We start from the raw sequence: 26,786 nt of genomic DNA on the forward strand, positions 1-26,786 counted from the left end.
ACCGATCTGACCATGAGTTTCCACGCCGCTGTAAGGGTTGCAGCTTTCGCGCTGGCGCTGATCGCGCCTGTGGCGCAGGCCAACGATTTCTCCACCCTGGAAGAGCGCATGACCGGCCGGGAATTCCGCGATGCCGGGCTGCACAAACTCACCGAACAAGAGCTGGAGAATCTCAATCGATGGATCCAGTTGCGTTCGCTGGCCGAAGGTGAGCTCCCCGATTGGGCTGAAGACGCGTCATCGGCAAGCTCGGCAGAGCCTGGCGCCGAAGCCGCGGCCGGTTCAGCCGCCTCGGGAGATAACCGGGGCTTGCCGGGCGGTGAGCGGACCGAGATCAATAGCCGGCTGCTGGGGAATTTCAGCGGCTGGAGCGGAGACGATCTGTTCGAGCTGGAAAACGGCATGGTATGGCAGCAGGCCGAGTCTGGAACATTCTCGGTGTCGGACATTGAAAATCCGCAGGTCCTGATTCGGCCCGGGATGTTCGGGTCCTGGCAGTTGCAGGTTGAGGGCTACAACACCCGCGTTCGGGTTCGTCGCGTTCGCTAGCAAACCTTAAGCTGGCTGCAGGGTTAGTCTTGTTCCGGTGGCGGCCGGTTACGCGGCAGCCTCAGCCAGATCAGCCAGCCGCGGCCCACCGAATACAGCACCACACCGACCGGCAGCGCGATCAGCGCAGCGATCGGCGGCGGAAAAAACCAGCCCTGGGGCGGTGCGCCCCACCACCAGATCGCCCCGAACACCAACAAGCCCAGCGCCAGGTAGGTGGTGTTGGCGGCGCGATCGGCATGGCGCTGCCAGCGGTTGCGCGCCAGACGGTTGCGATCCCGGGCTGAGAGTTTTCCCACCGGTGTATCGCAGTGCGGACAGGTTTTGGCCAGCGAAGACATGCGCTGGCCGCAGTTGGGACATCGGACAATAGCCATGCCCATAGCCTAGCGCAGGACGATCCGGCGTGCTGGAGCGGGACGATTACCCAGCCGGAGCGGAGCGCTCCAGATCCGGAAAGAATTCGACCGTCACGGCCAGACCACCGCCGCTGCGATTGCGAAAGCGCAGGCGCCAGCCATACAGATCGCACAGGCGTTTGACGATGGACAGGCCCAGGCCCGATCCCTTCGAGCCGGCCGTTTGCCGACCGCGGAAATGGCGGTCGAAGACGTGTGGCAGCTCCTCCTCGGCGATACCTGGTCCGGTATCGAGTATGCGCACCTGACCGCGCTCCACCTCGACCCGTACTTCGCCCTCGGTGGTGTAGCGCACGGCGTTGCCGACCAGGTTGCCCAGTACCACCGCGATTACCGCCTCAGGCGCAATCACGCTGAGCTTCTGATGAACGTTGAGCGTGAGCTTGAGCGGACGTTCGCCAACCAGCGGCCGGTAATTGGCCACTACTTGCCTGGCGACCTTGCCGACGTCCTGACCCGACAGGTCACCGCCGCGATCGCGCACCGCGCGAACCAGGTGCAGCAAGGCGGTGGTGATGTCGGTGGACTGGCGAGCTGCCCGGGCGATGCGCAGCAGGCGTTCGCGGTTGCGGTCGGACAGGTCGGGCTGGGCCAACATCAGTTCCGTGGCCCCCGAGATGACCGCCAGGGGCGTGCGCAGTTCGTGCGACACGTCGGCGTTGAACGCCTGGTCGCGTTCGACCAGTTCATGCAGGCGGGCCGCATAGGCGTCCAGCGCAGCCGCCAGCTGACCGACTTCGTCATCCGGGAAATGCTGCTTCAGCGAGGCGGGTGGTGCGTGCTCGTCCAGCGATTCCAGCCTTCGCGCCAGCTCCGTGACCGGGGCCAGCACCCGCCCCGAAGACCAGATTCCCAGCGCCAGCGACAGCAGCGAGAAGAAGATCACGACCGCGATCAGCGCCCACACCAGGCGCCGCAGCAGCTCCCGGTTTTCCGACACGTCGTAGGTCAGAAAAACCCAAAAATCCTCGTCCTTGCGCACCGCGGCCTTGTAGTGGGCCTCGTTGGTGCGCACGTCGTGTACGCCGCTTGGCAGGGCGCGAAAGGGCTCGGGCACGATATCGGCGCGATCGGGGCGGGTGACGTAGCCCTGCAGGCGGGTGTAGAACGGCTCGACCAGGGTGGGATCGCGGCGCAGGTCGCTGATGTACTGGTCAACCTCATCGGCCAGCGTGTTGGCGATCAGGGCGTCTTCGAGCCAGTTCTGCAAAAACAGGGCGGCACCGGCAAACAGCACGCTCAGCAGCGTGCCGAAAACCAGGAAAGACAGGATCAGTCGGCTTCTAAGCCGACGACGAAACTTCATCTGGCGGAGCAAGGCAGTAACCAATGCCGTGCCGGGTGTTGATCAGCGGCACCTTGAAAGGCTTGTCGATGGCCGCGCGCAGGGTATGGATATGCACACGCAGGCTGTCGCTGTCCGGGAGTTCCTCGCCCCAGACGTGGTGTTCGAGTTCCCGACGGGTGACGACTGCCGGTGAGGCGCTCATCAGTTTCTCCAGCAGCTTCAGCCCGATGGGATTCAGGTCGAGTTTCTTGCCGGCTCGCCGCACCGTGTAGGTTTCCAGGTTGTATTCGAGGTCTGCAACCTTGAGCTCACGTGGCTTGATACGCTGTCCGCGGCGCTCCAGCACTTCCAGGCGGGCTTCCACTTCGCGCAACTCGAACGGCTTGACGAGGTAGTCATCGGCCCCGGAGTCAAAGCCGGCCAGCTTGTCGTCGAGCTGATCGCGCGCAGTCAGCATCAGCACGGGCGTACCCTTGCGCGCTTCCTCGCGCAGCTTGCGGCAGACCTCGAGGCCGTCCATGCCAGGCAGGGCGAGATCCAGAACGATGGCATCGAAGTCGTTGACGATGGCCAGGTGCAGGCCGGTGACGCCGTCATAGGCGTAATCGACTTCGTGTTCTCGGTCGTTCAGGAAATCGCCAAGATTGGCGGCGATGTCCCGATTGTCTTCGATGATCAGGATGCGCATTGCGGCGAGAAGACTCCTGGCAGGAAAAAGACCCGGGCGAGGGCAGGTGCCCGGGTCCATGGGGCCCTGTGACACTGGTACAAACACACGGAGCGATGTATTTATCGCCAGCCTCTGAATGTTAAAGCGCTCACGGTTAAACCCCGGTTAATCGCTGCGCAAGTGGCGGTTATCTGAGCGAGCGGCCGTCATCTACCAGATTGAGGTCGTTAAGTTTGCCGCTGAGTGAATCGGTATCTGCGCCCTCGCTGAGCTTGACCGTCAGTCGCAGATCGTTGGCCGAGTCGGCGTGGCGCAGCGCGTCTTCGTAGGTGATCAGGCCCTGCTGGTACATGCTGAACAGGCTTTGGTCAAAGGTGATCATGCCGTGGTGTTGCGAGTCCTTCATGATCTTTTTCAGCTCTTCGAGCTTGCCTTTGCGGATTTTTTCCTGAACCAGCGGGGAGTTGATCAGAATCTCCACGGCCACGTGCCGGCGGCCGCCATCGATGGAGGGAATCAGTTGCTGGGCGATAATGGCCTTGAGGTTGAAAGACAGGTCCAGCAGGATCTGATGATGCCGGTCTTCCGGAAAAAAGTGCAGGATCCGGTCCATGGCCTGGTTTGCGTTGTTGGCGTGCAGCGTGGTCAGGCAGAGGTGGCCGGTTTCGGCGAAGGTGATGGCGTGCTGCATGGACTCGCGGGTGCGGACCTCGCCGATCATGATCACGTCGGGCGCCTGGCGCAGGGTGTTGCGTAGCGCCATCTCGAAAGAGGCCGTGTCGATGCCGACCTCGCGTTGCGTCACCAGGCACTTGCGGTGCTTGTGCACGTATTCGATCGGGTCCTCCACCGAAATGATGTGACCGGTGGAGTTGCAGTTGCGGTGCCCCACCATGGCCGCCAGCGTGGTCGACTTGCCGGTCCCCGTGGCACCGCACAGAAAAATGATGCCGCGCTTGGCCATGGACAGTTCGGCCAGCGAGTCCGGCAGGTCGAGTTCCTCGAAAGAAGGGATTCTGGTCTCGATGCGGCGGCAGACGATCCCGATGCTGTTGCGCTGGTAGAAGGCGCTGACCCTGAACCGGGCCGCCCCCTCCAGCGAAATGGCGAACTGGCACTCGCGGGTGGTCCGGAACTCCTCGCGCTGGTTTTCGCGCATGATGCCGTGAACGATGCTCGAGACCTCTTCGTGCGTCAGTGCTTCTCTTCCGATGGGCTTGATCTTGCCGTTGATTTTCAGGCACGGCGGGGCGCCGACGGTGACAAAAAGGTCCGAGCCTTCGGCGTCGTGGAGCTGGCGGAGCCAGTCGCGTATATCGTTCATGTCTTGCTCCCGCTAAATCGGGTGGATCGAGTCAATCGAATCAGGCCAGCGCCTGCTTGTTCTGGGCCTTGCGCACGGCCTCCTGCTTGGCCACAACGCCGCGCCGAACCAGGTCGATCAAGCATTGATCCAGCGTCGTCATGCCGACGTTCTGTCCGGTCTGGATGGCCGAGTACATCTGCGCCACCTTGTCTTCGCGGATCAGGTTGCGGATCGCCGGCGTGGCGACCATGATCTCGTGCGCGCCCACGCGACCGCCGCCGATGCGTTTCAGGAGGGTTTGCGAGATGACCGCCCGCAGCGATTCTGACAGCATCGAGCGCACGACCGGCTTCTCGTCGCCGGGGAAGACGTCGATGATGCGGTCAATGGTCTTGGGCGCCGAGGAAGTATGCAGGGTGCCGAAGACCAGGTGGCCCGTTTCGGCGGCGGTCAGCGCCAGGCGCACGGTCTCGATATCGCGCAGCTCGCCGACCAGGATGATGTCGGGGTCTTCACGCAGGGCCGAGCGCAGGGCCTGGTTGAAGCCATGGGTGTCGCGCTTGACCTCGCGCTGGTTGATCAGGCAGCGCTGCGGGGTGTGAATGAATTCGATCGGATCCTCGATGGTCAGGATGTGGCCGCTCTCGGTCTTGTTGAGGTGATCGATCATGGCCGCCAGGGTCGTGGACTTGCCAGATCCGGTCGGCCCGGTCACGAGCACCAGCCCGCGGGGCACGTTGATGATGTCCCGGAACACCGCCGGTGCGTTGATGTCTTCCAGCGTCCAGATGTCGTTGGGAATGACGCGGAACGCCGCCCCCAGACCCCGGTGCTGGTTGAATGCGTTGACGCGAAAACGCGCCATGCCCGGCACGGAGTAGGAAAAGTCGACTTCCAGATTGGCCTCGTAATCGCGCCGCTGGTTATCGTTCATGGTCGAATAGATCAGGTCGGCCATGGACTTGTTGTCGATCGGCGGGGTATTGATCCGGTGGATGTCGCCGTCGACACGGATCATGGGCGGGAGTCCGGCCGAAATGTGAAGATCCGAGGCCTTGCTCTTGACGGTGAAGGCGAGCAGTTCGGTGATGTCCATGGCGCGTGTCCCCGTGAATCGATCGCTTGCAAAGACTGCCGACGGCAAGGTCCAGAATACCACGCGCATGGCGCGCATTCCTCGACCACCTACGACCTGACTGGCATACTAGCCCACCAAACGCGAAAAAGCACACACTGGATGACACGCTTTCACCAAGTCACCGAGCGAATGGAAGTAGCTGCGGCGTCGGCAAGACGACCGATATCGGAACTCCGCCTGCTGGCCGTAAGCAAAAAACAGCCGATCGAGCGTATTCGCTCACTCGCCGAAGAGGGGCAGACCAGCTTTGGCGAGAACTATGTCGACGAGGCCGTCGCCAAGATGGATGAGCTCGCTGACCTCGCTCTTGAGTGGCATTTCATCGGCCCGATCCAGTCCAACAAGACCCGAACGCTGGTCGAGCGCTTCGACTGGGTTCAGAGCGTTGATCGCATCAAGATCGTGCGGCGCCTGAATGATCAGCATCCGGGCAACCGGCCCGCCCTGAACGTGCTGCTCCAGGTCAACCTCGACGGCGAAGCGCAGAAGGCCGGCTGCGCGCCCGAGGCCATCGCAAGCCTGGCCGAGGCGGTCGCTGCGGCCGAGCATTTAATTCTGCGCGGTCTGATGGCCATTCCGGCCCCGCGCGACGATCCGCAGGCCCAGGCGGATGTCTTCGGGCGCCTGCGCGGCTATTTCGATGAGCTGGCCGCGGCTTATCCTTCGGTGGATACGCTCTCGGCCGGCATGTCGGCTGACCTCGAGGCCGCCATCGCCGCCGGCAGTACGATGATCCGCGTGGGCACCGACCTGTTCGGGCCCCGACCGGAATGATGGCCTGCCCGGCACTACAATAGCGGATATGAACTCGATTTCCATTGCCTTTATCGGCGGCGGTAACATGGCCCGGGCCCTGATCGGCGGCCTGTGTCGCGGCGGCCACCCGCCCGCGGCCATCCATGTGGCCGAACCCGCTGCCGCGGCCCGCGAACGGCTCGCGGCCGACCATGGGGTGCAGGTGACCTCGAACAACAGCCACGCGGCGGCCGGTGCCGAGGTCATCGTGCTGGCGGTCAAGCCGCAGGTCATGGACGGCGTGCTGCGCGAGCTTCGATCGGCGCTGCAACCCGGCGCGCTGGTCATCAGCGTGGCTGCCGGGGTCACCCTGGCGAGCCTTCGGCGAGGTCTGGGAGACGCAGCCCGGCTGGTCCGGGCCATGCCCAACACCCCGGCACTGTTTGGGGCCGGCATGACCGGTCTGGTCGCCGCCGACGGCGTCGAGCCAGACGATCGGGCGCGGGCGGATCGGGTGCTTGAGAGCGCCGGTGAGACCGTCTGGCTGGATGACGAGGCCCTGATGGACGTGGTCACAGCCGTATCCGGCTCCGGGCCCGCGTATTTCTTTGCTCTGGCGGAGCAGCTTGCACTGGCCGGCGAGCGCGCCGGCCTGGCACCGGCCGTGGCCGCGAAGCTGGCGCGCCAGACCGCCTTTGGTGCCGGCACCATGCTGTCCCGGGCCGAGCAGTCGGCCGGCCAGCTGCGCGAACAGGTGACATCGCCCGGTGGCACCACCGAGGCGGCGTTGACTGCCTTGTCCGCCGGCGGTTTCGAAGACCTGATCGAGCAGGCCGTCAGCGCGGCAGTGCGACGCGGTCGTGAACTGGGAGAAGACTGATCATGGGCTCCCCCACCAGTGCGTTTTCGTTTCTGATCGAGACGGTCATCCACCTCTACCTGGTGGTGATACTGCTGCGGGTGCTGCTCGAAGCGGCCCGAGCGGACTTCTACAACCCGATCGTGCAGGTGCTGGTTCGTCTGACCGACCCGCTGTTGCGCCCGCTGGGCAAGCTCATTCCCAACGTCGGCCGTCTCAATCTTTCGGCGGTGGTGCTGCTCTATGTGATCCAGCTGATCGGACTGTTCATCCTGATGCTCCTGTCGGGCCGGCCACCAGATCCTCTGCTGCTGGCCCTGCTCGCCGTCATGCGGCTGGTGAGAATGGTGCTGGTGCTTTACATGATCCTGATTCTGGTCGGGGTGATCCTGTCCTGGGTCGGTCACGGCGTACGTCATCCCATCGTGCCGCTGATTTTTCAGCTGACCGAACCGGTGCTGGCGCCCATTCGCCGAGTCCTGCCCAACCTGGGCGGGCTCGATCTGTCGCCGCTGGTGGCCATCATCGGCATCCAGTTCCTGATCATCCTGCTGGGTGTTTGACGTGCAAGCCGATCGCCGCTGCACCGGTCCTTCGGTCCGACACCCCCATCCATCCCAGGTCACGATCCATGCCATGGCCGCGAACCCCAGAAGACTGCTGATAACGCTTTTGCTGGTCGTGGCGGCCGTGGGGTCGTTGCCCCACGCCGTGGCCCAGCAGGCCGAGGACCTGGGCGATTATCGGGTGCACTACAGCGCGATCAATACCAGCCAGCTCAGCCCGGAAGTGGCCCGGGCTTTCGGTATCCAGCGCTCGACCTCGCGCGCCCTGCTCAACCTGGCGGTGCTGCGCAAGCGCGATGACGCGATGAATGAACCGACGCGCGCGCGTATCCAGGTCGAGGCGGTCAATATCGCCGGCCAGCGCCGGGATATCGAGATGCGTGAAGTGACCGAGCAGGATGCGATTTATTACATCGGCACCTTCCGGATTCACAACGAAGAGCGGGTCACCTTTCAGATTGAGGTGGATCCCGACGACTCGTCCGAGCCGGCGTCCAGCTTTCGCTTTCAGCAGCAGTTTTTCGTCTACTGAGGCTGCGGCGGGCGGGCCACAAGCTCGAAGCTGCGCAGCGCCCAGCGCGCGTCCTGATCGAAACCGCCGTCGTTGAACCAGCGCGCCTGGTACCAGAACTGGCCGATGTCGAACTGGCGTCCGCGCAGTTCTTCGGGGAAAGCGGGCAGGAAGCCGGGCGGCGGGACCTCGAACAACTCCGGCGGCTCGATCTCACGGACCTGCTCGGGCGCCAGAGCCGCCAGCAGGGCCCGGTAGCGATCGGACCAGCGCTGGTCCGGGGCGTCGATGCGCTCGGGGTGGTGCAGGCGCAGGGCCAGCAGGCGCCATTCGGCGCCGTCCCAGGCGGCGCTGATCAGGATTTCCCAGCCGTCTTTGGCATAGCGCACCAGCTCGGTCCGCTCGCCGGGGTGGGTCGCGCTGCCGGCCTGCGCCAGCGCCGCGTCGATCAGGGCGATGAACTCATCGAAATCCGGCTCCTGGGCGGCCAGTCGCGTGCTGAGCAACACTGCAGCCGCAACCAGCAAAGCCCGTTTCACGGTCGCTCGGCCGCCAGGTGCTTGCGCCGGATGAATTCCTCGTGGGGCACGCCGAGCAGGTCGGCCAGGCGGCGCAGCAACTGTTCCTCGAAGCGGTCGAGATGACCGTCGGCCAGGGCAACTTTCCACAGCCAGCCGACCAGGGCATCGCGCTGATCGCGGTCCAGGCCGGTGCGCAGGCTGCGGGTGAAATCGTGCAGCGATACCGCCTGTTCGCGCAGCGAACGGGCTTCGGCCATCAGTTCTTCGAGCTCGGGACCGTCCAGGCCGAAGGCCCCCTCGATCGCTTTTTGGACCATGTCCAGTTCTTTTGCTTCAAAGCGGTCGTCGGCGGCGGCCATTTCCAGCAGGACCACCGCCCCGGCGCGCGCGAGCGCGTTGTCGTCGGCGGCCGGCTCGTGCCGATTGACGATGGACTTGAGTTGATCGAACCAGTTGCTCACGTTGTTTCAGCCTGTCCCGGAATATCCCGTACGATAGCGTCATGACGCCGCAGCGCAAAGCCCGGATCGAAGCGGTGGCCGCCCGCCGGCAGCCCGATCTGACCGTGTTCATGGAGCGGGTCCACAAGCCCCACAACGTCGCCGCCGTGCTGCGCACCTGCGATGCGGTCGGGGTGATGAGGGCCCACGCCGTGCCGGGCGAAGGGGGCCTGCCCAGCCTCAACCATACTTCCCAGGGCGCGCAGCGCTGGGTTGAACTGCAGCGACATCCCGACACACTGACGGGGCTGGCGGTGCTGCGAGAGGCCGGTTTTCGGCTGTATGCGGCGCATTTTTCCTCCTCGGCAGTGGATTTCCGCTCGCCGGACTATACCCGGCCGACGGCGATCGTAATGGGCACGGAGAAATTCGGTGTCAGCGACGAGGCCCTCGGCCTGATCGATGAGGAAATCGTCATTCCCATGCTGGGGATGAGCCAGTCGCTGAATGTCTCGGTGGCCACGGCGCTGATTCTCTACGAGGCCCAGCGTCAGCGCTCCGACGCCGGAATGTATGCGCCCAGGTCCCTGGCCGAGTCGCCGTGGCAAGAACTGGCCGCCGGCTGGGTTCAGCGCGACCTGGATCGTCGCAGGATGCCGCTGCCTGATTTCGAGCAAGAAGACGATCAGGGATAGAGCAGGCTTTCCTGCCACTGTCCGTCGATGAGTTCGTAGCGCACCCGCTCGTGCAGGCGGTACTGGCGGCCGTACCAGAACTCGACGCGCCGCGGCTGGACGCGAAAGCCTGACCAGTGCGGTGGGCGCGGCACCTCCTGGTCCTGGTAGCGGGCTTCGATGTCGGCGATGCGCTGATCGAAGGTCTCGCGACTCTCCAGCGGCTGGGACTGGAGAGAGGCCCAGGCACCGATCTGGCTGCCGCGCGGTCGGCTGGCAAAGTAGGCGTCAGCCTCCTGCGCAGTGACCGGGACGGCGGTTCCGTCGACCTTGACCTGCTCAGCCAACTCGCGCCAGAAGAAAACCAGCGAGACGTTGGGATTGCCCGCGAGCTGACGCCCCTTGCGGGATTCGAGGTTGGTGTAGAACACGAAACCATCCACGTCGGCACCCTTGAGCAGCATGGTTCGTGCGCTGGGGCGCCCCTGGTCGTCGACGGTGGCCAGGGTCATGGCATTCGGTTCCGGAATCTGAGCAGACTTGGCGCGCTCGAAGCCTTCCTCGAAGCGGGCCAGCATGGCCCGGGTCATGGCGCTTGATGATGCAATGGTCATGGCAGAAGTTCTCGGTATCCGGTGATGTAGTCGGGGTATTGAAAGGAAAACCCGCTGGCGAGCAGGCGCTGATTGGAAATTCGCTTGCCCTGGCCTGCTGCCTGCTCATCGATGGCCGGGGCAGCCAGACCGAGCTGGTCGGCCAGCCAGCCAAGCACCTCGCAGCGCGGGGCGGGCCTGGAGTCGCTGGCGCAGTAAACGCGGGCCGGTGTCTGAAGTTCAAGCAGATGGGCCAGTACCGCGGCACAGTCTTCGGCGTGGATGCGGTTGGTCCACTGCGGCGGCTCGGGCCGGCAGCGGGCGCGACCCGACCTCAGCGCGCGAATCAGATAGTCGCGGCCCGGGCCGTAGATGCCGGAAAAGCGCACGGTCAGGCCGCCGTGGCGGGCACAGAGCGCTTCGGCCTCGAGCAGGATCTTGCCGGAAAACGCGGACGGTTCAGTGGGGGCGTGTTCATCGACCCACCCGCCGTCGTCCTGGCCGTACACGCCAGTGCTGGAGACGAAGATCAGGCGCTCGAAACTGCACGCAGCCAGCAGATTCTCCAGTCCCTGTACGTAGGCCGCGCGGTAGGCTTCGGGCGTGCGCTCGTCGGGGGTGGCCTGGTAGACGATGGCATCCCAGTGGCCGGCCGCCGGCGCGAGCGCGGCCGGATCCTGCAGGTCGGCCTTGACCGGCTGAATCTGCGGCGGCAGCTGCTCGGGATGTCGCCGCAGGCCATGGACGGTCCAGCTTTTGGCGTCCAGACGGCGGGCCAGGCGAATACCCAGGTCGCCACACCCGGCAATCAGCAATCGTTTCATGCCTGGCTGGGCACGGGTTCGGGTGGTTTGCCGTTGTCGCCGCCGGAGCCGTGACGCGGCGGCAGCATGCGCAGCCAGATCAGCCAGACGACGAGGGCGTCGAGGATGATCAGCGCTTGCCACAGATACAGGTGGAACCAGTTGAACCAGGTCATGTTCCACTGGCCCATGTAGAACAGGCTGATGATGCGAACGAGGTTGAGCGACTGGATGGCCATGAAGCCGAGACCGAAGCCGATCAGCTTGTGCTTGAGCGAGGCTGGAAAGGCGAACATGGCGGCAAACAGGATGATCAGCGCTTCAACGCCGTTGCAGCCGGGCTCGATGCTGACCGCGAAGCCCGATTCCAGGTCGCGGATCACCTTGCCAGACGATTCCACGCCGCTGTCGAACAGCTCGATCAGAAACACGCTGATATCGGCCAGAATGGCCGTAAACGGCAGGATGACGTGCTGCTGAACCGGCTGCAGCACCTCGATGGTGAACAGGCCCAGCAACAACACGATGAACAGGATGGAAAAACGCAGCATGAGCAATTGATCGTCAGCCGACCCGAGCAAAGTTGCGCTATGGTAGCAAACCCCTCAAAGTTCGCCCGTGTGCGTGATAGCATGACGACCATTCAACCAGCGGTCCCCAGTCGCCGGCTTGCCGGTGCCGGAGCCATGCAGTCGACAGTACCGCCCGCCGCCGGGTTCGGGCGGAGACGATTCCGGAATCCCTAGGCTTTGGGCAACCTAATCCTCATCGGTCCAATGGGTTCGGGCAAGACCACCGTCGGCAAGGCGCTGGCCCCCCGGCTGGGTCTGGAGTTCGTCGATCTCGACCAGCAGATCGAACAGCGCTGCGGGGTCGATGTCAGCCTGATTTTCGAAATCGAGGGCGAGCAGGGTTTTCGGGCGCGAGAGCACGCGATGCTGGTCGAACTGAGCAAGCGCCAGGGCATGCTGCTGGCGACGGGCGGCGGCAGCGTGATCAATCCGGCCAATCGAGAGTTGCTGCGCGCGACCGGGCTGGTGGTCTGGCTGCAGACGGGGGTCGACCAGCAGTTGCGGCGGCTGGCCCGGGATCAGCGCCGGCCGCTGTTGCGCGCGCCCGATCGGCGTGAGCGACTGGAAGCGCTGGCCGCCGAACGCGATCCGCTCTATCGGACCTGCGCCCATCGCGTGGTGCGCTCGGCCGATATCAGCCCCGCACGCATGGCGCTGCGGGCGGAAAAGGAAATCAGGCAGGCTTTAAGCGAGGTCACGCCGACATGAAAGTCATCCAGGTTGCTCACCGTGGCGGCGAATACCCCGTCTACATCGGTCAGGGGCTGCTGGCCACCACCAGCGTCTGGTCGCGCCATCTGCACGGCCGCGTCCTGGTGGTCACCGATCAGACCGTGGCCGAACATTACCTGGCCCGGCTCAAACCGGTCCTGAGCGAGATCGATCACAAGCAGCGCGTCATCCTGCCCGAAGGTGAGGAACAAAAGACCCTGGCCAACTGGCAGCGCCTGATCGACGAACTGGTCGAGCTCGGTGCCCAGCGCGACGCCACGGTCGTGGCCCTGGGCGGCGGCGTGATCGGCGACATGGCCGGCTTTGCCGCGGCCGCCTACATGCGCGGCATTGGCGTCATCCAGGTGCCGACGACGCTTCTGGCCCAGGTCGACGCCGCCGTGGGCGGCAAGACCGGGGTCAACCTGGCCGCCGGCAAGAATCTGGTGGGTGCTTTCCACTCACCCGCTGCGGTCATCGTCGATGTTGATACGCTGACCACGCTGGACGATCGCGACTATCGCGCCGGGCTGGCCGAAGTCGTCAAGTACGGAGCCATTCGCGATGCAGGTTTCCTGGCCTGGCTGGAGCAGGAGGCCGACGCGCTGACCGCGCGCCTGCCCGACGCGCTGATGGAGGCGGTGTTCCGTTCGGTCGGCAACAAGGCCGAAGTGGTGGCCGCGGATGAACGCGAGGCCGGCGAACGGGCCCTGCTCAACTTCGGCCATACTTTCGGCCATGCGCTGGAGACAGCCACCGGCTACCAGCGCTTCCGCCATGGCGAGGCGGTCGCAATCGGCATGGGCCTGGCTGCGCGCCTGAGCGAGTGGTTGGGCCTGGCCCCGGTCGGAACCGCGGATCGGTTGCTCGCGCTGCTCCGCCGCCTGGATCTGCCGACCGAGCTGCCGGATGACGTGGCGGCCGATCGGCTACTGGCGCTGATGCGTCTGGACAAGAAAAACGCCGCCGACCAGATTCGGCTGGTGCTGCTGGAAGACATTGGCCGGGCCGTTGTGCGACCCTGCCCAAGCGATGACATTCGAGAGGTGCTGATGCCATGACCAACCGCAACGACAGCCTGTTTCTGCGTGCGCTGCGAAGAGAGCCCACCGAGCGCACACCGATCTGGCTGATGCGCCAGGCCGGGCGTTACCTGCCCGAGTACCGGGCCACGCGCGCCCGTGCCGGGAGCTTTCTGGATCTGGCGGGCAACCCGGAGCTGGCCTGCGAGGTCACTTTGCAGCCGATCGAGCGCTACGGCTTCGATGCCTCGATCCTTTTTTCCGACATCCTCATTTTGCCCCATGCCATGGGGCTGGGGCTGGGTTTTGCCCCCGGCGAGGGGCCGTACTTCGAGCGTCCGCTGACCGGCCCGGCCGACATCGACGCGCTACCGATGCCCGATCCGCTCGACGATACCGGCTTCGTCATGCAAGCCGTTCGGTTGATCCGGGACGGGCTGCCGGACCAGACCCCGTTGATCGGCTTTGCCGGCAGCCCCTGGACGGTTGCGACCTACATGATCGAGGGCCGCAGCAGCAAGGATTTCGCCCGCGCCAAGCAACTTCTGCTGGCCGAACCCGAGGCGGCCCACCGGTTGATGAATCATCTTGCCGATGCCACGGCAGCTTATCTGTCGGCGCAGGTCGAGGCGGGCGCCGATGCGTTGATGGTGTTTGATTCCTGGGGCGGGGTGCTGTCGCCGCGTTTATACCGCGAATTCTCGCTCGCCTCGCAGCAGCGTATCGTCGATCAGGTTCGCGAGAAGCACCCGGCCACGCCGATCATTCTCTTCGGCAAGGGCTGCGGCCAGCACCTGGAGCTGCTGGCTGATACCGGCTGCGAAGGGCTGGGCGTGGACTGGACCATGGATTTAAGCGAGGCGCGTGCCCGCGTCGGGCATCGCGTGGCGCTGCAGGGCAACCTGGATCCGGCGGTGATGCTGACCTCGCCCGAAATCGTCGCGGCCGAGGCCCGGCGGGTGCTGGAGAGCTTCGGCGACGGCCCGGGCCACATTTTCAACCTCGGCCATGGCATCACGCCCGCGGTGGATCCGGACAACGTGACTGTCCTGGTCGAGACCGTCCGCGCAGCCAGCGCGCGTCAGGATGCCTAGCCCAAACCGAGCGCGGCGCTACTCGATGTCGAGGAAACTCCTGAGCTGCTCTGACCGGGTGGGGTGACGCAGCTTGCGCAGCGCCTTGGCCTCGATCTGGCGAATGCGCTCACGGGTGACATCGAACTGTTTGCCGACCTCTTCGAGGGTGTGGTCGGTGTTCATGTCGATGCCGAATCGCATGCGCAACACCTTGGCCTCGCGGGGCGTGAGACCGCCGAGCACCTTCTGAACCGTGTCGGTCAGGCCGGTGGTGGTGGCCGTATCGACGGGTGAGAGGATGTTGATGTCTTCGATGAAATCACCCAGATGCGAGTCTTCGTCGTCGCCGATCGGCGTCTCCATCGAAATCGGTTCCTTGGCGATCTTCAGGACCTTGCGGACCTTGTCTTCGGGCATTTCCATCGTTACCGCCAACTCGTCGGGCGTGGGCTCTCGGCCCATTTCCTGCAGCATCTGGCGGCTGACGCGGTTGAGCTTGTTGATGGTCTCGATCATGTGCACCGGGATGCGGATGGTCCGCGCCTGATCGGCGATCGAGCGGGTAATCGCCTGGCGGATCCACCATGTGGCGTAGGTCGAGAACTTGTAGCCACGGCGGTATTCGAACTTGTCGACGGCCTTCATCAGACCGATGTTGCCTTCCTGGATCAGGTCCAGAAACTGCAGACCGCGGTTGGTGTATTTCTTCGCGATCGATATCACAAGACGCAGGTTGGCCTCGACCATTTCCTTCTTGGCGCGCCGCGCCATGGCTTCGCCGATCGACATCGAACGGTTCAGCTCGCGTAGCTCGGAGATGCTCACGCGCTGGGCTTTCTCGAACTTGGCCAGGCGCGTCTGCAGGTCGGCGATGCGGTCGCTGTGCGCGCGCAAAGCCTTGCCCCACTTGGTCTGACGGCGGACCAGTCCGGCCAGCCATTCGGGGTCTGACTCGTTGTCCTGGAAACTCTGAATGAAGTCCTTGCGCGGCATGCCGGCCTTGTCGACACAGATTTCCATGATCCGGCGCTCGATGCCGCGCACGATCGCGACGTGGAAGCGCATCCGGTCGATCAGGTGGTCGAACATGCGCGGCGGCAGCTTCAGGCGCATGAACTGCTCGGAGATCTGATCCTTGGTTTCGTTGGTCTTTTTGCCGTTGGGGCCGTAGCGGTCGTAGAGCTTGAGAAAGTGTTCCTGCAAGCGCGCCAGCTCGTCGAAGTACTGCTCCACCTGGGCCGGATCCGGACCGGTGTTGACGGTCGGGGCGGGCCTGTCGTCTTCTTCGTCCTCTGGCTCGTCGTCGGCGTACTCGGCCTCTTCGGCGACCGCCGCTTCCATGGTGTCCTCGGAAATCAGGTCCATCTCGGCCAGCAGGGTCGGATCGATGAAGCCGCTGACCAGCTCGTTCAGGCGCAGGTTGCCGGACTTCCAGGCCTCGACCTCTTCGAGTAGCGAAGTGACGGTGCCGGGGAAGCGGGCCAGCGCCAGGTTGACCTGGTTGAGGCCGTCCTCTATGCGCTTGGCGATCGAAATTTCGCCCTCGCGCGTGAGCAGGTCCACCGAACCCATCTCGCGCATGTACATGCGCACCGGGTCGGTGGTCCGACCCAGCTCGGATTCCACCGCGGCCAGCGCGGCCTCGGCTTCCTGCTGCGCGGTTTCGTCATCGGTATCGGCGCTCGCGGCGTCATTGAGGATCAGGGCATCGGCGTCCTCGGGCGCTTCCTCGAAGACCTTGATCCCCATATCGTTGATCATGTTGATGATGTCTTCGATCTGATCGGCCTCGACGATGTCGTCGGGCAGGTGGTCGTTGACCTGGGCGTAGGTCAGCCACTGGCCTTGTTCCCGGCCTTTTTCGATCAGTTGCTTGAGCTGCGAGGGTCGCGGTGCGTTATCCATATCGGGTTGTTCGATCAATCCTGGTGAGTTTCGGAGCGCAAGCTCAACAGCTTGCGCAGTTCGGCCGTTTGTCCGGCGTCGAGGCCCCCTTCGACCAGCTGGGCCTCCTGGAGCTCGCGGACGCGGGCCTGTATCTGTTGATGACGAATTCTGACCATGGTCTGCGCCAGCGCTTCCGACATTTGCTCGTCTTCGCTGCAGACCGGCCGGACCGCCAGACGGGCCAGCCACGGTGCTTCTGTACGGTCTCGCCATAGCTCAAGAAGCTTAGCCGTGGAAAAATGGGGCTTTTGGGCGCAAATGTCAACCAGTTCGCGCAAGAAATTCAGTCCCTTGATGTTTGCCGGGATGTCCAACAGGTACACCGATTCGTTCTGCGCCAGCCCCGGTTGCTGCACCAGCAGGGCCACAGCGTACTGGATCGGCGTCAGCGGACGTTCCTCGCCCGCCTCGGGCGGCCTGCGGCTGCGGATCGGATCGCGGGCCGGCTGGGTTGCGCTCTGGTGACCGCTCAGGCGGTCGAGTTCGCCCCGCAGCAGATCGGCGAAGGGGCCTTCAGGCAGTCGCTCCAGGTAGGGTTGGGCCAGAGCGACCAGCCGGGCACGGCCGTCGAGCGTGTTCATGTCGACCTGCCGGCAAAGCTCATCGAAAAACACCGCCGAGAGCGGTCGAGCCTGGTCGAGCAGCTGGCTGAAGTGCTCCGCGCCGCGCTCGCGGACCAGACTGTCGGGATCCTCGCCCTCGGGGACGAAGAAAAAGCGGATCTCGCGGTTGGACTGGAGCAGGGGCAGGGCGGTCTCCAGCCCGCGCCAGGCGGCCTGTCGACCGGCGCGGTCGCCGTCAAAGCAGAACACCACGACCGGCGTGGCCTTGAACAGCAGCTCCAGGTGATCGCGCGTAACGGACGTGCCCAGAGTCGCGACCGCATCTTCGAAACCGAACTGGTGCAGCGCGGCGGCATCCATATAGCCCTCCACCACCAGGATGCGTTCCGGCAATCCGCGGCGGCGGACCTGGTAGAGCCGATACAGTTCGCGCCCCTTGTGAAAAACCGGGGTTTCCGGCGAGTTCATGTATTTCGGTCCGCGATCCCCCAGGCCGCGACCGCCGAAGGCAATGACGCGACCGCGGCGGTCGTGGATGGGAAACATCACCCGATCACGGAACTTGTCGACCACGCGATGCTCGCCTCGGGTGACCAGGCCGGCTTTTTCCAGCTCGACGATGGAGAAACCGTCGCCGCTGAGGGCATCGCTCAGGCCCTGCCACTGGTCTGGCGCGTAACCGATGCCGAATTCATCCACCGTGGCCTTGTCGAATCCGCGCGATTTCAGGTATTCGCGGGCCGCCCGGCTGCCGCCAAGCTGCTGCCGGAACCAGTGCTGGGCGGCGGCCAGCGCTTCGTAGATCCGATCGTGGCGCTCCGAGGAAGCCAGCCCGGCCTCGCGGGGGACTTCCAGGCCGGCGATGTGGGCCAGTTCCTCCACCGCACCCGGAAACTCCAGCCCGTCGTGGGCCATCAGAAAGCCGATCGCGGTGCCGTGGGCGCCGCAGCCGAAGCAGTGGTAGAACTGCTTGGCGCTGCTGACGGTAAACGACGGGGTTTTTTCGTCGTGGAACGGGCACAGACCCTTGTGTTCGCCCCGGCCGGCGTGTTTTAAGGCCACGCGCGAGCCGACGACGTCGACAATGTCGACCCGCTCGAGCAGGGATTCGATGAAATCGTCCGGGATACGGCCGGGCACCGGTCAGCCCCCGACCGGAACTGTCTTCAGCCGGCCAGCCGAGCGCGCACCAGGCCGGAGACTTCGCGCATGTCGGCGCGGCCCTGCAGCTGCGGCTTGAGCCGGCCCATGACCTGGCCCATGGCCTGCATGCCGTCGGCGTTGGTCGCGGCAATGGCCTGGTCGATGAGTTCGTGGATTTCGGACGGCGATAGCGGTTCCGGCAGGTAGGGCGCGAGCAAGGCGATTTCGGCCTCTTCGGTCTCAGCCAGGTCCGGCCGATTGCCGGCTCGGTACTGCTCGGCCGATTCGCGCCGCTGCTTGATCATTTTCTCAATCACGGCCAGCACCACCGCGTCGTCGGCGTCAATGCGCTCGTCGACCTCGCGCTGTTTGACGGCGGCGCTGGCCATGCGCAAGGTGCTCAGGCGCGACTTGTCGCCGGCCCGCATGGCCTGCTTGATATCATCGAGCAACTGGTTCTTCAGCGACATGGCAATCGGGCAGACGGGTCGTCACCGAGCGAGGCGCCGGTGCGGACCAGCGGCGGCTTCCTAGTACAATCGACGCCGGTTCACGCGTTCGCGCGAAAGTTTGCGCAGGTGGCGTTTGACCGCGGCGGCCTTCTTGCGCTTGCGCTCCTGGGTCGGCTTTTCGAAGAATTCGCGACGGCGGGCTTCGGTGACCACACCGGCTTTTTCGCAGGAGCGCTTGAAGCGCCGCAGGGCGTATTCAAACGGTTCGTTCTCTTTAACCTTGACGCTGGGCATTCAGGATCAGTCCAATTTCTAACGTGGAGAGTTCCCCATTATAAACCGCAAGCCCGCAGACGTGCAAAGCATTCTGGGTATCGAAACTTCCTGCGACGAGACCGGGGTGGCCGTGTACCGTGGCGGCTCCGGGATCGTGGCCGACCGGGTCTATACCCAGACCGACCATGCCGCCTACGGTGGCGTGGTACCGGAGCTGGCCTCGCGTGACCATGTGCGCAAGCTGCCCGGCATGATCCGCCAGGCGCTCGACGATGCCGGTCTGGCACCCGATGAGCTCGACGCGGTGGCCTACACGGCCGGACCCGGACTGGCCGGGGCCTTGCTGGTTGGAGCGGCGACCGCGGTCGGTTTCGCCGCCGCCCTCGGTCGGCCGGCCATCGCCGTTCATCACATGGAAGGCCACCTGCTCTCCCCTCTGCTGGACGCCGATTCTTCGCTCACTTTTCCGTTCCTGGCTCTGCTGGTTTCGGGCGGCCACACCATGTTGGTCGAAGTCCGGGCCGTTGGCGCCTATCGCCTGCTCGGCGAGACCCTGGACGATGCCGCCGGCGAGGCCTTTGACAAGACCGCGCGCCTGCTGGGGCTTGGATTTCCGGGTGGCCCGGCGGTGGCGCGCCTGGCCGACCAGGGCGATGACGAGCGCTTCGAGTTTCCGCGCCCGATGGTCAACCGGCCGGGCCTGGACTTCAGCTTTTCCGGTCTGAAGACCCATACCCGGCAGCTGGTGGCGCGGGTCGACCGGGCCGATCATGCCGACGTGGCTGCCGGCTTCGAGCGCGCGGTGATCGAAACCCTGGTGATCAAGTGCCGCCGGGCGCTGAAGCAGGCACGCCTGGAACGGCTGGTGATCGCCGGCGGGGTCAGCGCCAATCGCCGTCTGCGCTCGGCGCTCGACGTCGCCTTGCCCGGTCGGGTGTACTATCCGCCGCCGGCTTTGTGCACCGACAACGGCGCCATGATTGCCCACGCCGGTTGGCACCGCCGCCACGAGGGGTCCAGCGACGGCCAGATCAATGTCCGCCCGCGCTGGCCGCTGGCCGAGCTGTCCGCGCCCCTGAACCCTGAACCCTGAACCCGGAAACCGTCAAGCCCGCCATGGATATCGTCTTCATCTCCGATCTCGACATCGAAACCGTGATCGGTATCTTCGACTGGGAGCGCGAAATTCGTCAGACCGTGCGCCTGAATATTGAAATGAACACCGATGTGCGCCGTGCCGCGCAGACCGATCGCATCGAGGATGCGCTGGACTACAAGTCCGTGGCCAAGCGCCTGATCGGGTTCGTCGAGCAATCCGAGTTCGGCCTGGTCGAAACCCTGGCCGAGCGCTGCGCCGAAATCATCCTTGAAGAGTTCCCGGTGGAATGGCTGCGATTGAAACTCGACAAGCCGGGCGCGGTGCGCGGTTCGCGCTCGGTCGGCATCCTGATCGAGCGCGGCCGCAAGCCCGGAGCGTAGTCAAGGTGATTGCAGTGGAACACGCGGTGGACGTTTACCTGGGCCTGGGCAGCAACCGGGACCCGGGCCGACACATCGCCGCAGGCTTCCGGGCGCTGCGCGAAGCGTTTGGCGAGATCGACGCCTCGCCCGTCTACGTTTCTCCGGCTGTGGGCTTTGACGGCGCCGACTTTCTCAATGCCGCTGCCAGGATCTGCACCGACTGGCCGGTTGGACGGCTGAAAGCCTGGCTCACGGCGCTGGAAAACGCCCACGGCCGCGATCGCAGCCAGCCGAAGTTCTCAGATCGCTCGCTGGATATCGATATCCTGCTGCACGGACAGAAAGTGGGCCAATTCGATGGCCTGACCCTGCCGCGTGACGAGATTCTCGAACACGCCCACGTGCTCAAGCCCCTGGCCGACATCGCGCCCGACCTGCGCCACCCGGTCACCGGGCGCACGATCGCCGAGCACTGGCGCCAGTTCCAGGGCGATCGGAGCCTGAGGCCTGTCGACGCAGAGGGGGGCTCGGCGCCTTCAGGCTAGACTGATCGCTGAAGACATCCTGCAAGGAGATGACGATGGAGTCCCTCAATCACCCGCACATCGACGAAGCGCTGCTGCTGGTCGTGGACGTACAGGGCAAGCTGGCGCGGCTGATGCACGAGTCCGAAGCGATGCTGCGCCAGCAGCAGATCCTGATCGAGGCCTGCCGGCTGCTGGATCTGCCGGTGGTCTGGGCCGAGCAGTTGCCCGACAAGCTTGGGGCCACCGTAGCCGAGCTGACTGACAAGCTCTCCGGCCTCAAGCCGCTGGCCAAGTCCAGCTTCGGTTGCTGCGGCGATGCCGGGCTGATGGACGCGATTGAAGCCGCCGGGCGGCGGCAGGTGCTGCTGTGCGGCATCGAGGCCCACGTTTGTGTCTGGCAAACCGCCGCCGCCCTGCGCCGCGAAGACTACGCCGTGCACCTGGTCTGCGATGCAGTCTCCTCGCGATCGGAATTCAATCGCGAGATCGCGTTCCGCCGCATGGCCCAGGCCGGGGTCTGCCTGAGCAACGTCGAAATGGTCCTGTTCGAGTTGATGAGCTCGGCCGAGCATCCGCGGTTCCGTGAGGTCACGCGGCTGCTCAAATGAGCCCTGCAGGGCTGTCAGGCGCTCACAGGAACAGGTCGGGCAGCAGTTTTTCGCCGGGCTCGACGGCGTAGGCCTCGAAGTCGGTGATGCCGGCCCGGGTCAGCGCGTCTTCGTCGATGAAGAACTCGCCGGTGACCTCATCAGCCGGCTGACTGAGAATCCAGTGCGCTGCGTCGGCCATGATCTCGGGCTTGCGGCAGTTTTCGGGTCGCACAGCCCCGCCCAGCATGGCCAGCGCGGCCGTGGCGATGACCGTTCGCGGCCACAGGGCGTTGACCGCAATCCCCTCGGGCCGGAACTCTTCGGCCATGCCGAGCACGCACTGGCTCATGCCGTACTTGGCCATGGTGTAGGCCACGTGCGGCGCGAACCATTTCGGGTCCATGTTCAGCGGCGGCGAGAGGTTGAGGATATGCGGGTTGTCTGCCTGCTGGAGGTAGGGAAGAGCGGCCTGCGAGCACAAGAAGGTGCCGCGCACGTTGACCCCGAACATCAGGTCAAAGCGCTTCATCGGCACCTCCGGCGTCGGCGCCAGGTAGATGGCCGAGGCGTTGTTGACCAGGATGTCGATGCCGCCGAAGTGCTCGGCCACCTGTGCCATGGCCGCGTGGACGGCGTCTTCTTCGCGGATATCGAGCCTGATCGCCAGCGCCTGGCCGCCGGCGGCCTCGATTTCTTCGGCCGCCGAGTGAATCGTGCCGGGCAGCTTGGGGTGTTTGCGATCGGTCTTGGCGGCGATGACGACATTGGCGCCGTCGGCGGCGGCGCGCAGGCCGATGGCCTTGCCGATGCCGCGCGAGGCGCCGGTGATGAACAGGGTCTTGCCGGCCAGCGGCTGGGACATGAGCTTTATCCTTTGCAGATGGGAACCTGCGCCTATGCTAGCCCTACCACCGCTGCACGTGTGGCGATGAGACAGCCAGCTTAGCCGGCCGCCCATGGAAGACGGTGTCGTCAGCAGTATTCTGGGGCTGATCGAGTCACGCCCGGCCTGGTTGGTGGGCGCGGCATTCGCCTTCGCGCTGCTGGAGTCGCTGGCGGTGGTTGGGATCGTTGTCCCCGGCGTGGTGCTGTTGTTTCTGGTCGGCACCGCGGTCGGCCTTGATCCGATGCTTTTTGCCTGGTGCTGGCTGGCGGCCAGCCTGGGTGCCATGACCGGCGATACGGTGAGCTATGGGCTGGGCCGGCGGTTTCGCGACCAGGTGCCAGAACTCTGGCCCTTGCGTCAACGGCCGGAACTGCTGGCCGGTGGGCGCTTGCTGTTCGCCCGCCACGGCGGCAAGAGCGTTTTCATCGGCCGTTTCATCGGGCCGATTCGACCGGTAGTCCCCCTGCTGGCCGGCATGCTGGGCCTGCGCGGCCGGCTGTTTCTGGCCTTTGCGGTCCCGGCCGGGATCCTGTGGGCGCCGTTGTATCTGTTGCCCGGGATGTTGTTCGGCGCCTCACTGGGGCTGGCTGCGGAATTCGCCGGGCGGCTGGTTGCGCTGTTGCTGATTGTCGTATTCGGCATCTGGTTCGTGGTCTGGATCACGCGCCTGATCTACGATTTCACCGCGCGGCGCAGCGGGTGGTGGCTGAAAAGCCTGGTGCGCTGGACCAATAGCCACCCGGTGATGGGGCGTCTGGTCGGTGATCTGCTCGAGCCTGGCCGGCGCCAGGTGCTGTCGGTGGCATTACTGGGGCTGATTCTCGGTGGTTGTATCGTCGCCCTGTTGAGCCTGCTGATCATCGCGCCGCTGGCCCAGCCGAGCTGGGACCTGGAGCAGCAGGTCGGTAGCCTGGCCGCCAGCCTGCGCAGCCATTTTGCCGATCCGGTCTTTGTTGCCATTTCATTGGCCGGCGAGCTGCCGGTCATCGGTCTGCTGGCCGGCCTGACGGCGCTGGTGCTGCTGGCGGTGGGTCGGACGAATGCGGCCTGGCACTGGGCGGCGGCGATCCTGGGCGGCTGGTTGCTGGCCGAAACGATTGCCGGGGTCATGGGCCTGTTGCTGCCGGCGGCCGAAGGCAAGCCCGGTCTGGCCGAGGTGCCACACCGGGCTTTCGTGTTGACCACGCTGGTGTTCGGGTTTTTTGCCGTGATGGTGGCCAAGGATCTGAGCGCGCGTCACCGCAAGTGGCCGTATCTCGCTACCTCGGCGCTGCTGGCGCTGATAGCCTTCGCGCACTTCTACCTGGGTCGGGCCTCGCTGATCGGGCTGCTCGCCGCCTTTGCCCTGGGCCTGGGCTGGCTGGCGCTGGTCGGAATCGGCTATCGTCGCCGGGCGCAGATGCGGACCCGGCCGCTCAGGCTGGTGATCATGTTCTACGCCAGTTTCGTGGCCATCGCGGCGGTCGAGGTCGGCGTCAGTGCCGATGACCTGCTGGAGGCCACGCGCCTGAGCCAGCCCGAGCGCCAGATGTCGGTCGAAGAATGGCGCAAGGGCGGCTGGCGCCAGCTGCCCGGCCAGCGGTCGCGTCTGGGTGCGGTGGAGAAAAAGCGCTTCGATCTGCAGCTTGCAGGCCCGCTGGACGAGATTGTCAGGCGTCTGGCCGTGGACGGCTGGCGCCAAGCCCGCATCGGCTCTCCGGCGCAAAGCCTGCGCCGTCTGGCAGCCCCTTCAGACAGTGTCGGCCGCGATGAGATGGTCCATGTCCCGCGTGATTTTGCCGGCTTGCCCGAGCGGATCATCCTGGCTCAGGACCTGGCCGACGGACAGCGTTTACTGTTGCGGCTGTGGGATTCGGGGACGCGACTGGAGGGAACGCCGCTGTGGCTGGGCCAGGCCCGCACGCTTCGGCGGGAACGGGGCCTGGCCGGGCTGGAACGCTGGCGCGAGATTCCTGAGGCTTCGGACGCCGCCCTGCGCGAGCTGCTGGAAGACCTGTCCGCCGGGCAGGTGATTCAGCCGGCGGTTGGCCCGGTACTGATCAATCTGGTGCATCCGGCTCGACCATCGCCTGCTCCACCAGCGGCAGCAGCGCGTCCAGGCGCGCTGCCGGATCGGTGATTTCGAGCAGCTGCTGGGCCTGGCCGAGATCCAGCGGCAGGATGGAGGCCAGGGCGAAGCCCAGGCTGCCGGCGTTGTCCGGTTCGACGTCGAGCTGGTTCGCCACTTCAGCATGGCGCAGCAGTTCTCTCATCAGCGTCTGCAGGGCCGCGTGCTCCGGTGCGACCGGCCGGGCCGGTTCCGGGGCCAGCCATTCGACCTCGCCGATCAGCAAACCGTCGGCGCGCGCACTCGTTGCGCTAATCGAAAAGCGGCGCTGGCCGCGGGTCTGCAGGCCCAGCAGGCCGTCTTCGAGGGTGGTGAAGTCGTTGATCAGCGCCTCGGTGCCGATGCGTGCATGCCAGGCGCCGGACTGCTCATCGCCGGGGAAGCGGGCGACCACGCCGAATCCGTGGCCTTCGCGCATGCACTCGCGGACCATGTCGATGTAGCGGGACTCGAAAATTCTCAGCGGCAGCACGGCATCTGGAAAGAGCACCGTCTGCAGCGGAAACAGCGGCAGCGATTCGCTCATTCTTCCCCCCGGACGAACCGGTGCGGTGCATTGGCGAAGTCCTTGTTGCTCATGAACACCACGTGGTCACCGGGCCGAACGGCCTCGCGCAAGTCCTTGAGCAGGTTGGCGACCTGCCGACGCGGTCGGCCCTGGCCGTCGAGCTTGGCCAGAATCTCGCCCGGATCCCAGTCCATGGCCTCCGAGGTCTTGAACCAGACGTGATCGGCCGCCATCAGCGCGGGGGCCAACTCGTTGACGTGGTGGCCGCCGCGCATGGTGTTGCTGGCCGGCTCCAGGGCGACCAGGATGCGCGCCCCGCCGACGCTGCGGCGCAGACCTTCCAGGGTGAGGCGAATGGCAGTGGGATGGTGGGCGAAGTCATCATAAACGCGGGCGCCGTTGACCTCGCCCAGAAATTCCAGCCGGCGCTTCACGCCCTGGAACTCGGTCAGTGCCGCGGCAGCCGCGGCGGGCTCAACGCCGACCTCGCTGGCCGCAGCGATGGCGGCCAGCGCGTTCATGGCGTTGTGGCGTCCGGTCTGGGTCCATTCCAGTTCGGCCACCGCTTCGTTTTGATGGCGGAAGCTGAGCCGGCGACCGGCCGGTTCGGCCAGCTCGACCTGCCAGTCGCCGCCATCGCCAAGCGAAAAGCGCTGCAGCCGGCTCCAGCAGCCCTTGTCGAGAACGCCCTTGAGCGCGTTGTCGTCGCCGTTGGCCACGAGGGTGGCGTTGCCAGGGATGGTACGGACGAAGTGATGGAACTGCTGCTGGATGGCGCCGAGGTCGGCGTAGATGTCGGCGTGGTCGAATTCGAGGTTGTTCAGGATCGCCACATCGGGCCGGTAGTGGACAAACTTCGCGCGCTTGTCGAAAAACGCGGTGTCGTACTCGTCGGCCTCGACCACGAACAGGTCTTGCGAGCTTCGCGCCGAAACCCCGAAATTGCTGGGCATGCCGCCGATCAAAAAACCGGGCTTGTGGCCGGCATGGTCGAGAATCCAGGCCAGCATGCTGGCGGTGGTGGTCTTGCCGTGGGTGCCCGCCACCGCGAGCACCCGCCGGCCGTTGAGGTAGTTCGCGCCCAGCCAGCCGGGACCGGAGGCGAACGGCAGGCGCTGATTGAGCAGGTGCTCGATGCAGGGATTGCCGCGGCTTAAGGCATTGCCGATCAGGACCAGGTCGGGCGCCGGTTCAAGCACCGCCGGGTCGTAGCCCTCGGTCAGGTCGATGCCCAGTGCTTCAAGCTGGGTGCTCATCGGCGGATAGACATTTTCGTCTGAGCCGCTGACTTCATGACCGTCGGCGCGCGCCAGCGCCGCCAGGCCGCCCATGAAGGTGCCACCAATCCCCAGAATATGAATTTTCACAACGGTCCCGCCACGCTGCTGATGATGCCAAAAGATAACAGAAACATTATCATGGCCACCGCCAGGCCGGCAGCAAAACTGGTATCGAGCGCGTGGCGCCAGATATGCGCGTCGACGGCAAACGACCACAGGAAGATCACCAGGCTGAGCAGGACGATCGGCGGCGCGGGCTCGGCGCCGACCTGCAGGTTCAGCGGCAGGCTGAGCAGCGACAGCAGCGCGCTGGTGCCGTACAGCGCACTCAGGGTCTGCTCCCAGCGGCTTACGCGGGATTTCAGCCTCAGTACAATCCAGACCAACAGCATCGGCAGGCCGGTCGCCAGCAGCAGCAACAGCGTCGGCGAGCCGGCACCGTCGCCCAGGCTGATGCTCAGGGATGCAGTCACCAGGTAGAGCGTCAATGTCGCCAGCAGGACGCTGGGGCCCGGCGGCAGATCCTGCGGGCCCAGGCGCAGCAGCAGGATCTGAATCAGTCTTGAGAACAGAATGGACATCAATCGTCAACG

General features: G+C 65.1%; 32 protein-coding genes. 14 read left to right on the forward strand and 18 right to left on the reverse strand.

Annotated elements, in window-relative coordinates:
* Window positions 1-12 precede the first annotated feature (12 nt).
* Window positions 13-549, forward strand: coding sequence for a hypothetical protein (locus G3I74_RS07335; protein ID WP_164210938.1), 537 nt, complete (start codon window positions 13-15; stop codon window positions 547-549).
* Between the two features lie 23 nt (window positions 550-572).
* On the opposite strand, the gene G3I74_RS07340 is transcribed toward G3I74_RS07335, so the two are convergent.
* From G3I74_RS07340 to G3I74_RS07360, 5 genes are all read right to left on the reverse strand, one after another.
* Window positions 573-926 carry a zinc ribbon domain-containing protein gene (locus G3I74_RS07340; RefSeq protein ID WP_164210939.1) on the reverse strand — a complete coding sequence of 118 codons (354 nt, stop codon included), beginning with the start codon at window positions 924-926 and terminating at the stop codon, window positions 573-575.
* A 46-nt stretch (window positions 927-972) separates the two neighbouring features.
* Window positions 973-2,274, reverse strand: coding sequence for a sensor histidine kinase (locus G3I74_RS07345; RefSeq protein WP_164210940.1), 1,302 nt, complete (start codon window positions 2,272-2,274; stop codon window positions 973-975).
* On the reverse strand, window positions 2,252-2,944 hold the full coding sequence (locus G3I74_RS07350; RefSeq protein WP_164210941.1) for a response regulator transcription factor: 693 nt from the start codon (window positions 2,942-2,944) through the stop codon (window positions 2,252-2,254). Before G3I74_RS07350 ends, G3I74_RS07345 begins: the two co-directional genes overlap by 23 nt.
* 169 nt (window positions 2,945-3,113) lie before the next feature.
* Window positions 3,114-4,250 carry a PilT/PilU family type 4a pilus ATPase gene (locus G3I74_RS07355; protein ID WP_164210942.1) on the reverse strand — a complete coding sequence of 379 codons (1,137 nt, stop codon included), beginning with the start codon at window positions 4,248-4,250 and terminating at the stop codon, window positions 3,114-3,116.
* A gap of 40 nt (window positions 4,251-4,290) precedes the next feature.
* Entirely contained in the window at window positions 4,291-5,328 is a 1,038-nt protein-coding gene (locus tag G3I74_RS07360) for a type IV pilus twitching motility protein PilT (RefSeq protein ID WP_164211197.1), read from the reverse strand.
* A 141-nt stretch (window positions 5,329-5,469) separates the two neighbouring features.
* Between G3I74_RS07360 and G3I74_RS07365 the strand changes: the two genes are divergently transcribed.
* The 4 genes from G3I74_RS07365 (at window position 5,470) to G3I74_RS07380 (ending at window position 8,062) form a co-directional block, all read left to right on the forward strand.
* Window positions 5,470-6,144: a YggS family pyridoxal phosphate-dependent enzyme gene (locus tag G3I74_RS07365; RefSeq protein WP_164210943.1), complete on the forward strand. Its 675-nt coding sequence runs from the start codon at window positions 5,470-5,472 to the stop codon at window positions 6,142-6,144.
* A gap of 28 nt (window positions 6,145-6,172) precedes the next feature.
* Window positions 6,173-6,985, forward strand: coding sequence for a pyrroline-5-carboxylate reductase (gene proC, locus G3I74_RS07370; protein WP_164210944.1), 813 nt, complete (start codon window positions 6,173-6,175; stop codon window positions 6,983-6,985).
* A 2-nt stretch (window positions 6,986-6,987) separates the two neighbouring features.
* Entirely contained in the window at window positions 6,988-7,527 is a 540-nt protein-coding gene (locus G3I74_RS07375; RefSeq protein WP_164210945.1) for a YggT family protein, read from the forward strand.
* Between the two features lie 73 nt (window positions 7,528-7,600).
* Window positions 7,601-8,062 (forward strand): DUF4426 domain-containing protein, encoded by a 462-nt coding sequence (locus tag G3I74_RS07380; protein WP_164210946.1) that lies wholly within the window; start codon window positions 7,601-7,603, stop codon window positions 8,060-8,062.
* On the opposite strand, the gene G3I74_RS07385 is transcribed toward G3I74_RS07380, so the two are convergent.
* Together G3I74_RS07385 and G3I74_RS07390 are read right to left on the reverse strand one after the other, a co-directional pair.
* Window positions 8,056-8,580: a hypothetical protein gene (locus G3I74_RS07385; protein WP_164210947.1), complete on the reverse strand. Its 525-nt coding sequence runs from the start codon at window positions 8,578-8,580 to the stop codon at window positions 8,056-8,058. The two genes, G3I74_RS07380 and G3I74_RS07385, sit on opposite strands and share 7 nt — an antisense overlap.
* Entirely contained in the window at window positions 8,577-9,023 is a 447-nt protein-coding gene (locus G3I74_RS07390; RefSeq protein ID WP_164210948.1) for a TerB family tellurite resistance protein, read from the reverse strand. Before G3I74_RS07390 ends, G3I74_RS07385 begins: the two co-directional genes overlap by 4 nt.
* Before the next feature lie 41 nt (window positions 9,024-9,064).
* On the opposite strand from G3I74_RS07390, the gene trmH reads away from it, so the two are divergent.
* Complete coding sequence (trmH, locus tag G3I74_RS07395) at window positions 9,065-9,697, forward strand: tRNA (guanosine(18)-2'-O)-methyltransferase TrmH (RefSeq protein WP_164210949.1); 633 nt, start codon at window positions 9,065-9,067, stop codon at window positions 9,695-9,697.
* On the opposite strand, the gene pdxH is transcribed toward trmH, so the two are convergent.
* From pdxH to xrtH, 3 genes are read right to left on the reverse strand one after another with little or no spacing between them, the layout of a single operon-like run.
* Window positions 9,688-10,290 (reverse strand): pyridoxamine 5'-phosphate oxidase, encoded by a 603-nt coding sequence (pdxH, locus tag G3I74_RS07400; protein WP_239056725.1) that lies wholly within the window; start codon window positions 10,288-10,290, stop codon window positions 9,688-9,690. The genes trmH and pdxH overlap by 10 nt on opposite strands.
* Entirely contained in the window at window positions 10,287-11,093 is an 807-nt protein-coding gene (locus tag G3I74_RS07405; protein WP_164210950.1) for an SDR family oxidoreductase, read from the reverse strand. Before G3I74_RS07405 ends, pdxH begins: the two co-directional genes overlap by 4 nt.
* On the reverse strand, window positions 11,090-11,653 hold the full coding sequence (gene xrtH / locus G3I74_RS07410) for an exosortase H (RefSeq protein ID WP_476726642.1): 564 nt from the start codon (window positions 11,651-11,653) through the stop codon (window positions 11,090-11,092). Before xrtH ends, G3I74_RS07405 begins: the two co-directional genes overlap by 4 nt.
* Window positions 11,654-11,821: 168 nt before the next feature.
* Between xrtH and G3I74_RS07415 the strand changes: the two genes are divergently transcribed.
* From G3I74_RS07415 to hemE, 3 genes are read left to right on the forward strand one after another with little or no spacing between them, the layout of a single operon-like run.
* Entirely contained in the window at window positions 11,822-12,352 is a 531-nt protein-coding gene (locus G3I74_RS07415) for a shikimate kinase (RefSeq protein ID WP_338063080.1), read from the forward strand.
* A complete protein-coding gene (gene aroB / locus G3I74_RS07420; RefSeq protein WP_164210953.1) occupies window positions 12,349-13,416 on the forward strand; it encodes a 3-dehydroquinate synthase in 1,068 nt (355 codons plus the stop codon). Before G3I74_RS07415 ends, aroB begins: the two co-directional genes overlap by 4 nt.
* Window positions 13,413-14,471, forward strand: a complete 1,059-nt coding sequence (gene hemE, locus G3I74_RS07425; protein WP_164210954.1) for a uroporphyrinogen decarboxylase — start codon at window positions 13,413-13,415, stop codon at window positions 14,469-14,471. The genes aroB and hemE overlap by 4 nt, the downstream gene beginning before the upstream one ends.
* Window positions 14,472-14,489: 18 nt before the next feature.
* Here the strand turns inward: hemE and rpoD are convergent, their stop codons facing one another.
* From rpoD to rpsU, 4 genes are read right to left on the reverse strand one after another with little or no spacing between them, the layout of a single operon-like run.
* On the reverse strand, window positions 14,490-16,358 hold the full coding sequence (gene rpoD, locus G3I74_RS07430; RefSeq protein WP_164210955.1) for an RNA polymerase sigma factor RpoD: 1,869 nt from the start codon (window positions 16,356-16,358) through the stop codon (window positions 14,490-14,492).
* 14 nt (window positions 16,359-16,372) lie between these two features.
* Entirely contained in the window at window positions 16,373-18,103 is a 1,731-nt protein-coding gene (dnaG, locus tag G3I74_RS07435; RefSeq protein WP_164210956.1) for a DNA primase, read from the reverse strand.
* A gap of 26 nt (window positions 18,104-18,129) precedes the next feature.
* The gene (locus G3I74_RS07440; protein WP_164210957.1) at window positions 18,130-18,576 is read right to left on the reverse strand and encodes a GatB/YqeY domain-containing protein; all 447 of its coding nucleotides are present in this window, start codon (window positions 18,574-18,576) and stop codon (window positions 18,130-18,132) included.
* Between the two features lie 60 nt (window positions 18,577-18,636).
* On the reverse strand, window positions 18,637-18,852 hold the full coding sequence (rpsU, locus tag G3I74_RS07445) for a 30S ribosomal protein S21 (RefSeq protein ID WP_164210958.1): 216 nt from the start codon (window positions 18,850-18,852) through the stop codon (window positions 18,637-18,639).
* Between the two features lie 61 nt (window positions 18,853-18,913).
* Here rpsU and tsaD point away from each other — a divergent pair, with 61 nt between their 5' ends.
* The 4 genes from tsaD to G3I74_RS07465 are packed head-to-tail and all read left to right on the forward strand — an operon-like array spanning window position 18,914 to window position 21,430.
* Complete coding sequence (tsaD, locus tag G3I74_RS07450) at window positions 18,914-19,927, forward strand: tRNA (adenosine(37)-N6)-threonylcarbamoyltransferase complex transferase subunit TsaD (RefSeq protein ID WP_164210959.1); 1,014 nt, start codon at window positions 18,914-18,916, stop codon at window positions 19,925-19,927.
* A 23-nt stretch (window positions 19,928-19,950) separates the two neighbouring features.
* Entirely contained in the window at window positions 19,951-20,313 is a 363-nt protein-coding gene (gene folB, locus G3I74_RS07455) for a dihydroneopterin aldolase (RefSeq protein WP_164210960.1), read from the forward strand.
* Between the two features lie 5 nt (window positions 20,314-20,318).
* On the forward strand, window positions 20,319-20,840 hold the full coding sequence (gene folK / locus G3I74_RS07460; protein WP_338063081.1) for a 2-amino-4-hydroxy-6-hydroxymethyldihydropteridine diphosphokinase: 522 nt from the start codon (window positions 20,319-20,321) through the stop codon (window positions 20,838-20,840).
* A 35-nt stretch (window positions 20,841-20,875) separates the two neighbouring features.
* Window positions 20,876-21,430 carry a hydrolase gene (locus G3I74_RS07465; RefSeq protein WP_164210962.1) on the forward strand — a complete coding sequence of 185 codons (555 nt, stop codon included), beginning with the start codon at window positions 20,876-20,878 and terminating at the stop codon, window positions 21,428-21,430.
* A gap of 22 nt (window positions 21,431-21,452) precedes the next feature.
* Here the strand turns inward: G3I74_RS07465 and G3I74_RS07470 are convergent, their stop codons facing one another.
* Window positions 21,453-22,274 (reverse strand): SDR family oxidoreductase, encoded by an 822-nt coding sequence (locus tag G3I74_RS07470; protein WP_164210963.1) that lies wholly within the window; start codon window positions 22,272-22,274, stop codon window positions 21,453-21,455.
* Window positions 22,275-22,368: 94 nt separating this feature from the next.
* Between G3I74_RS07470 and G3I74_RS07475 the strand changes: the two genes are divergently transcribed.
* On the forward strand, window positions 22,369-24,417 hold the full coding sequence (locus tag G3I74_RS07475) for a VTT domain-containing protein (protein ID WP_164210964.1): 2,049 nt from the start codon (window positions 22,369-22,371) through the stop codon (window positions 24,415-24,417).
* Here the strand turns inward: G3I74_RS07475 and G3I74_RS07480 are convergent.
* From G3I74_RS07480 to G3I74_RS07490, 3 genes are read right to left on the reverse strand one after another with little or no spacing between them, the layout of a single operon-like run.
* A complete protein-coding gene (locus tag G3I74_RS07480; RefSeq protein WP_164210965.1) occupies window positions 24,338-24,931 on the reverse strand; it encodes an LON peptidase substrate-binding domain-containing protein in 594 nt (197 codons plus the stop codon). The genes G3I74_RS07475 and G3I74_RS07480 overlap by 80 nt on opposite strands.
* Entirely contained in the window at window positions 24,928-26,280 is a 1,353-nt protein-coding gene (mpl, locus tag G3I74_RS07485; protein ID WP_164210966.1) for a UDP-N-acetylmuramate:L-alanyl-gamma-D-glutamyl-meso-diaminopimelate ligase, read from the reverse strand. Before mpl ends, G3I74_RS07480 begins: the two co-directional genes overlap by 4 nt.
* Entirely contained in the window at window positions 26,277-26,774 is a 498-nt protein-coding gene (locus G3I74_RS07490) for a hypothetical protein (RefSeq protein WP_164210967.1), read from the reverse strand. The genes mpl and G3I74_RS07490 overlap by 4 nt, the downstream gene beginning before the upstream one ends.
* Window positions 26,775-26,786 lie beyond the last annotated feature (12 nt).

This window comes from Wenzhouxiangella limi, from assembly GCF_010499265.1.
GTDB lineage: Bacteria > Pseudomonadota > Gammaproteobacteria > Xanthomonadales > Wenzhouxiangellaceae > Wenzhouxiangella > Wenzhouxiangella limi.

Coding starts and splice junctions, on each gene's coding strand:
- G3I74_RS07335 (WP_164210938.1), top strand. CDS start 13: ATGAGTTTCCACGCCGCTGTAAGGGTTGCAGCTTTCGCGCTGGCGCTG.
- G3I74_RS07340 (WP_164210939.1), bottom strand. CDS start 926: ATGGCTATTGTCCGATGTCCCAACTGCGGCCAGCGCATGTCTTCGCTG.
- G3I74_RS07345 (WP_164210940.1), bottom strand. CDS start 2,274: ATGAAGTTTCGTCGTCGGCTTAGAAGCCGACTGATCCTGTCTTTCCTG.
- G3I74_RS07350 (WP_164210941.1), bottom strand. CDS start 2,944: ATGCGCATCCTGATCATCGAAGACAATCGGGACATCGCCGCCAATCTT.
- G3I74_RS07355 (WP_164210942.1), bottom strand. CDS start 4,250: ATGAACGATATACGCGACTGGCTCCGCCAGCTCCACGACGCCGAAGGC.
- G3I74_RS07360 (WP_164211197.1), bottom strand. CDS start 5,328: ATGGACATCACCGAACTGCTCGCCTTCACCGTCAAGAGCAAGGCCTCG.
- G3I74_RS07365 (WP_164210943.1), top strand. CDS start 5,470: ATGACACGCTTTCACCAAGTCACCGAGCGAATGGAAGTAGCTGCGGCG.
- proC (WP_164210944.1), top strand. CDS start 6,173: ATGAACTCGATTTCCATTGCCTTTATCGGCGGCGGTAACATGGCCCGG.
- G3I74_RS07375 (WP_164210945.1), top strand. CDS start 6,988: ATGGGCTCCCCCACCAGTGCGTTTTCGTTTCTGATCGAGACGGTCATC.
- G3I74_RS07380 (WP_164210946.1), top strand. CDS start 7,601: ATGGCCGCGAACCCCAGAAGACTGCTGATAACGCTTTTGCTGGTCGTG.
- trmH (WP_164210949.1), top strand. CDS start 9,065: ATGACGCCGCAGCGCAAAGCCCGGATCGAAGCGGTGGCCGCCCGCCGG.
- pdxH (WP_239056725.1), bottom strand. CDS start 10,290: ATGACCATTGCATCATCAAGCGCCATGACCCGGGCCATGCTGGCCCGC.
- G3I74_RS07405 (WP_164210950.1), bottom strand. CDS start 11,093: ATGAAACGATTGCTGATTGCCGGGTGTGGCGACCTGGGTATTCGCCTG.
- aroB (WP_164210953.1), top strand. CDS start 12,349: ATGAAAGTCATCCAGGTTGCTCACCGTGGCGGCGAATACCCCGTCTAC.
- hemE (WP_164210954.1), top strand. CDS start 13,413: ATGACCAACCGCAACGACAGCCTGTTTCTGCGTGCGCTGCGAAGAGAG.
- rpoD (WP_164210955.1), bottom strand. CDS start 16,358: ATGGATAACGCACCGCGACCCTCGCAGCTCAAGCAACTGATCGAAAAA.
- G3I74_RS07440 (WP_164210957.1), bottom strand. CDS start 18,576: ATGTCGCTGAAGAACCAGTTGCTCGATGATATCAAGCAGGCCATGCGG.
- rpsU (WP_164210958.1), bottom strand. CDS start 18,852: ATGCCCAGCGTCAAGGTTAAAGAGAACGAACCGTTTGAATACGCCCTG.
- folB (WP_164210960.1), top strand. CDS start 19,951: ATGGATATCGTCTTCATCTCCGATCTCGACATCGAAACCGTGATCGGT.
- G3I74_RS07465 (WP_164210962.1), top strand. CDS start 20,876: ATGGAGTCCCTCAATCACCCGCACATCGACGAAGCGCTGCTGCTGGTC.
- G3I74_RS07470 (WP_164210963.1), bottom strand. CDS start 22,274: ATGTCCCAGCCGCTGGCCGGCAAGACCCTGTTCATCACCGGCGCCTCG.
- G3I74_RS07475 (WP_164210964.1), top strand. CDS start 22,369: ATGGAAGACGGTGTCGTCAGCAGTATTCTGGGGCTGATCGAGTCACGC.
- G3I74_RS07480 (WP_164210965.1), bottom strand. CDS start 24,931: ATGAGCGAATCGCTGCCGCTGTTTCCGCTGCAGACGGTGCTCTTTCCA.
- G3I74_RS07490 (WP_164210967.1), bottom strand. CDS start 26,774: ATGTCCATTCTGTTCTCAAGACTGATTCAGATCCTGCTGCTGCGCCTG.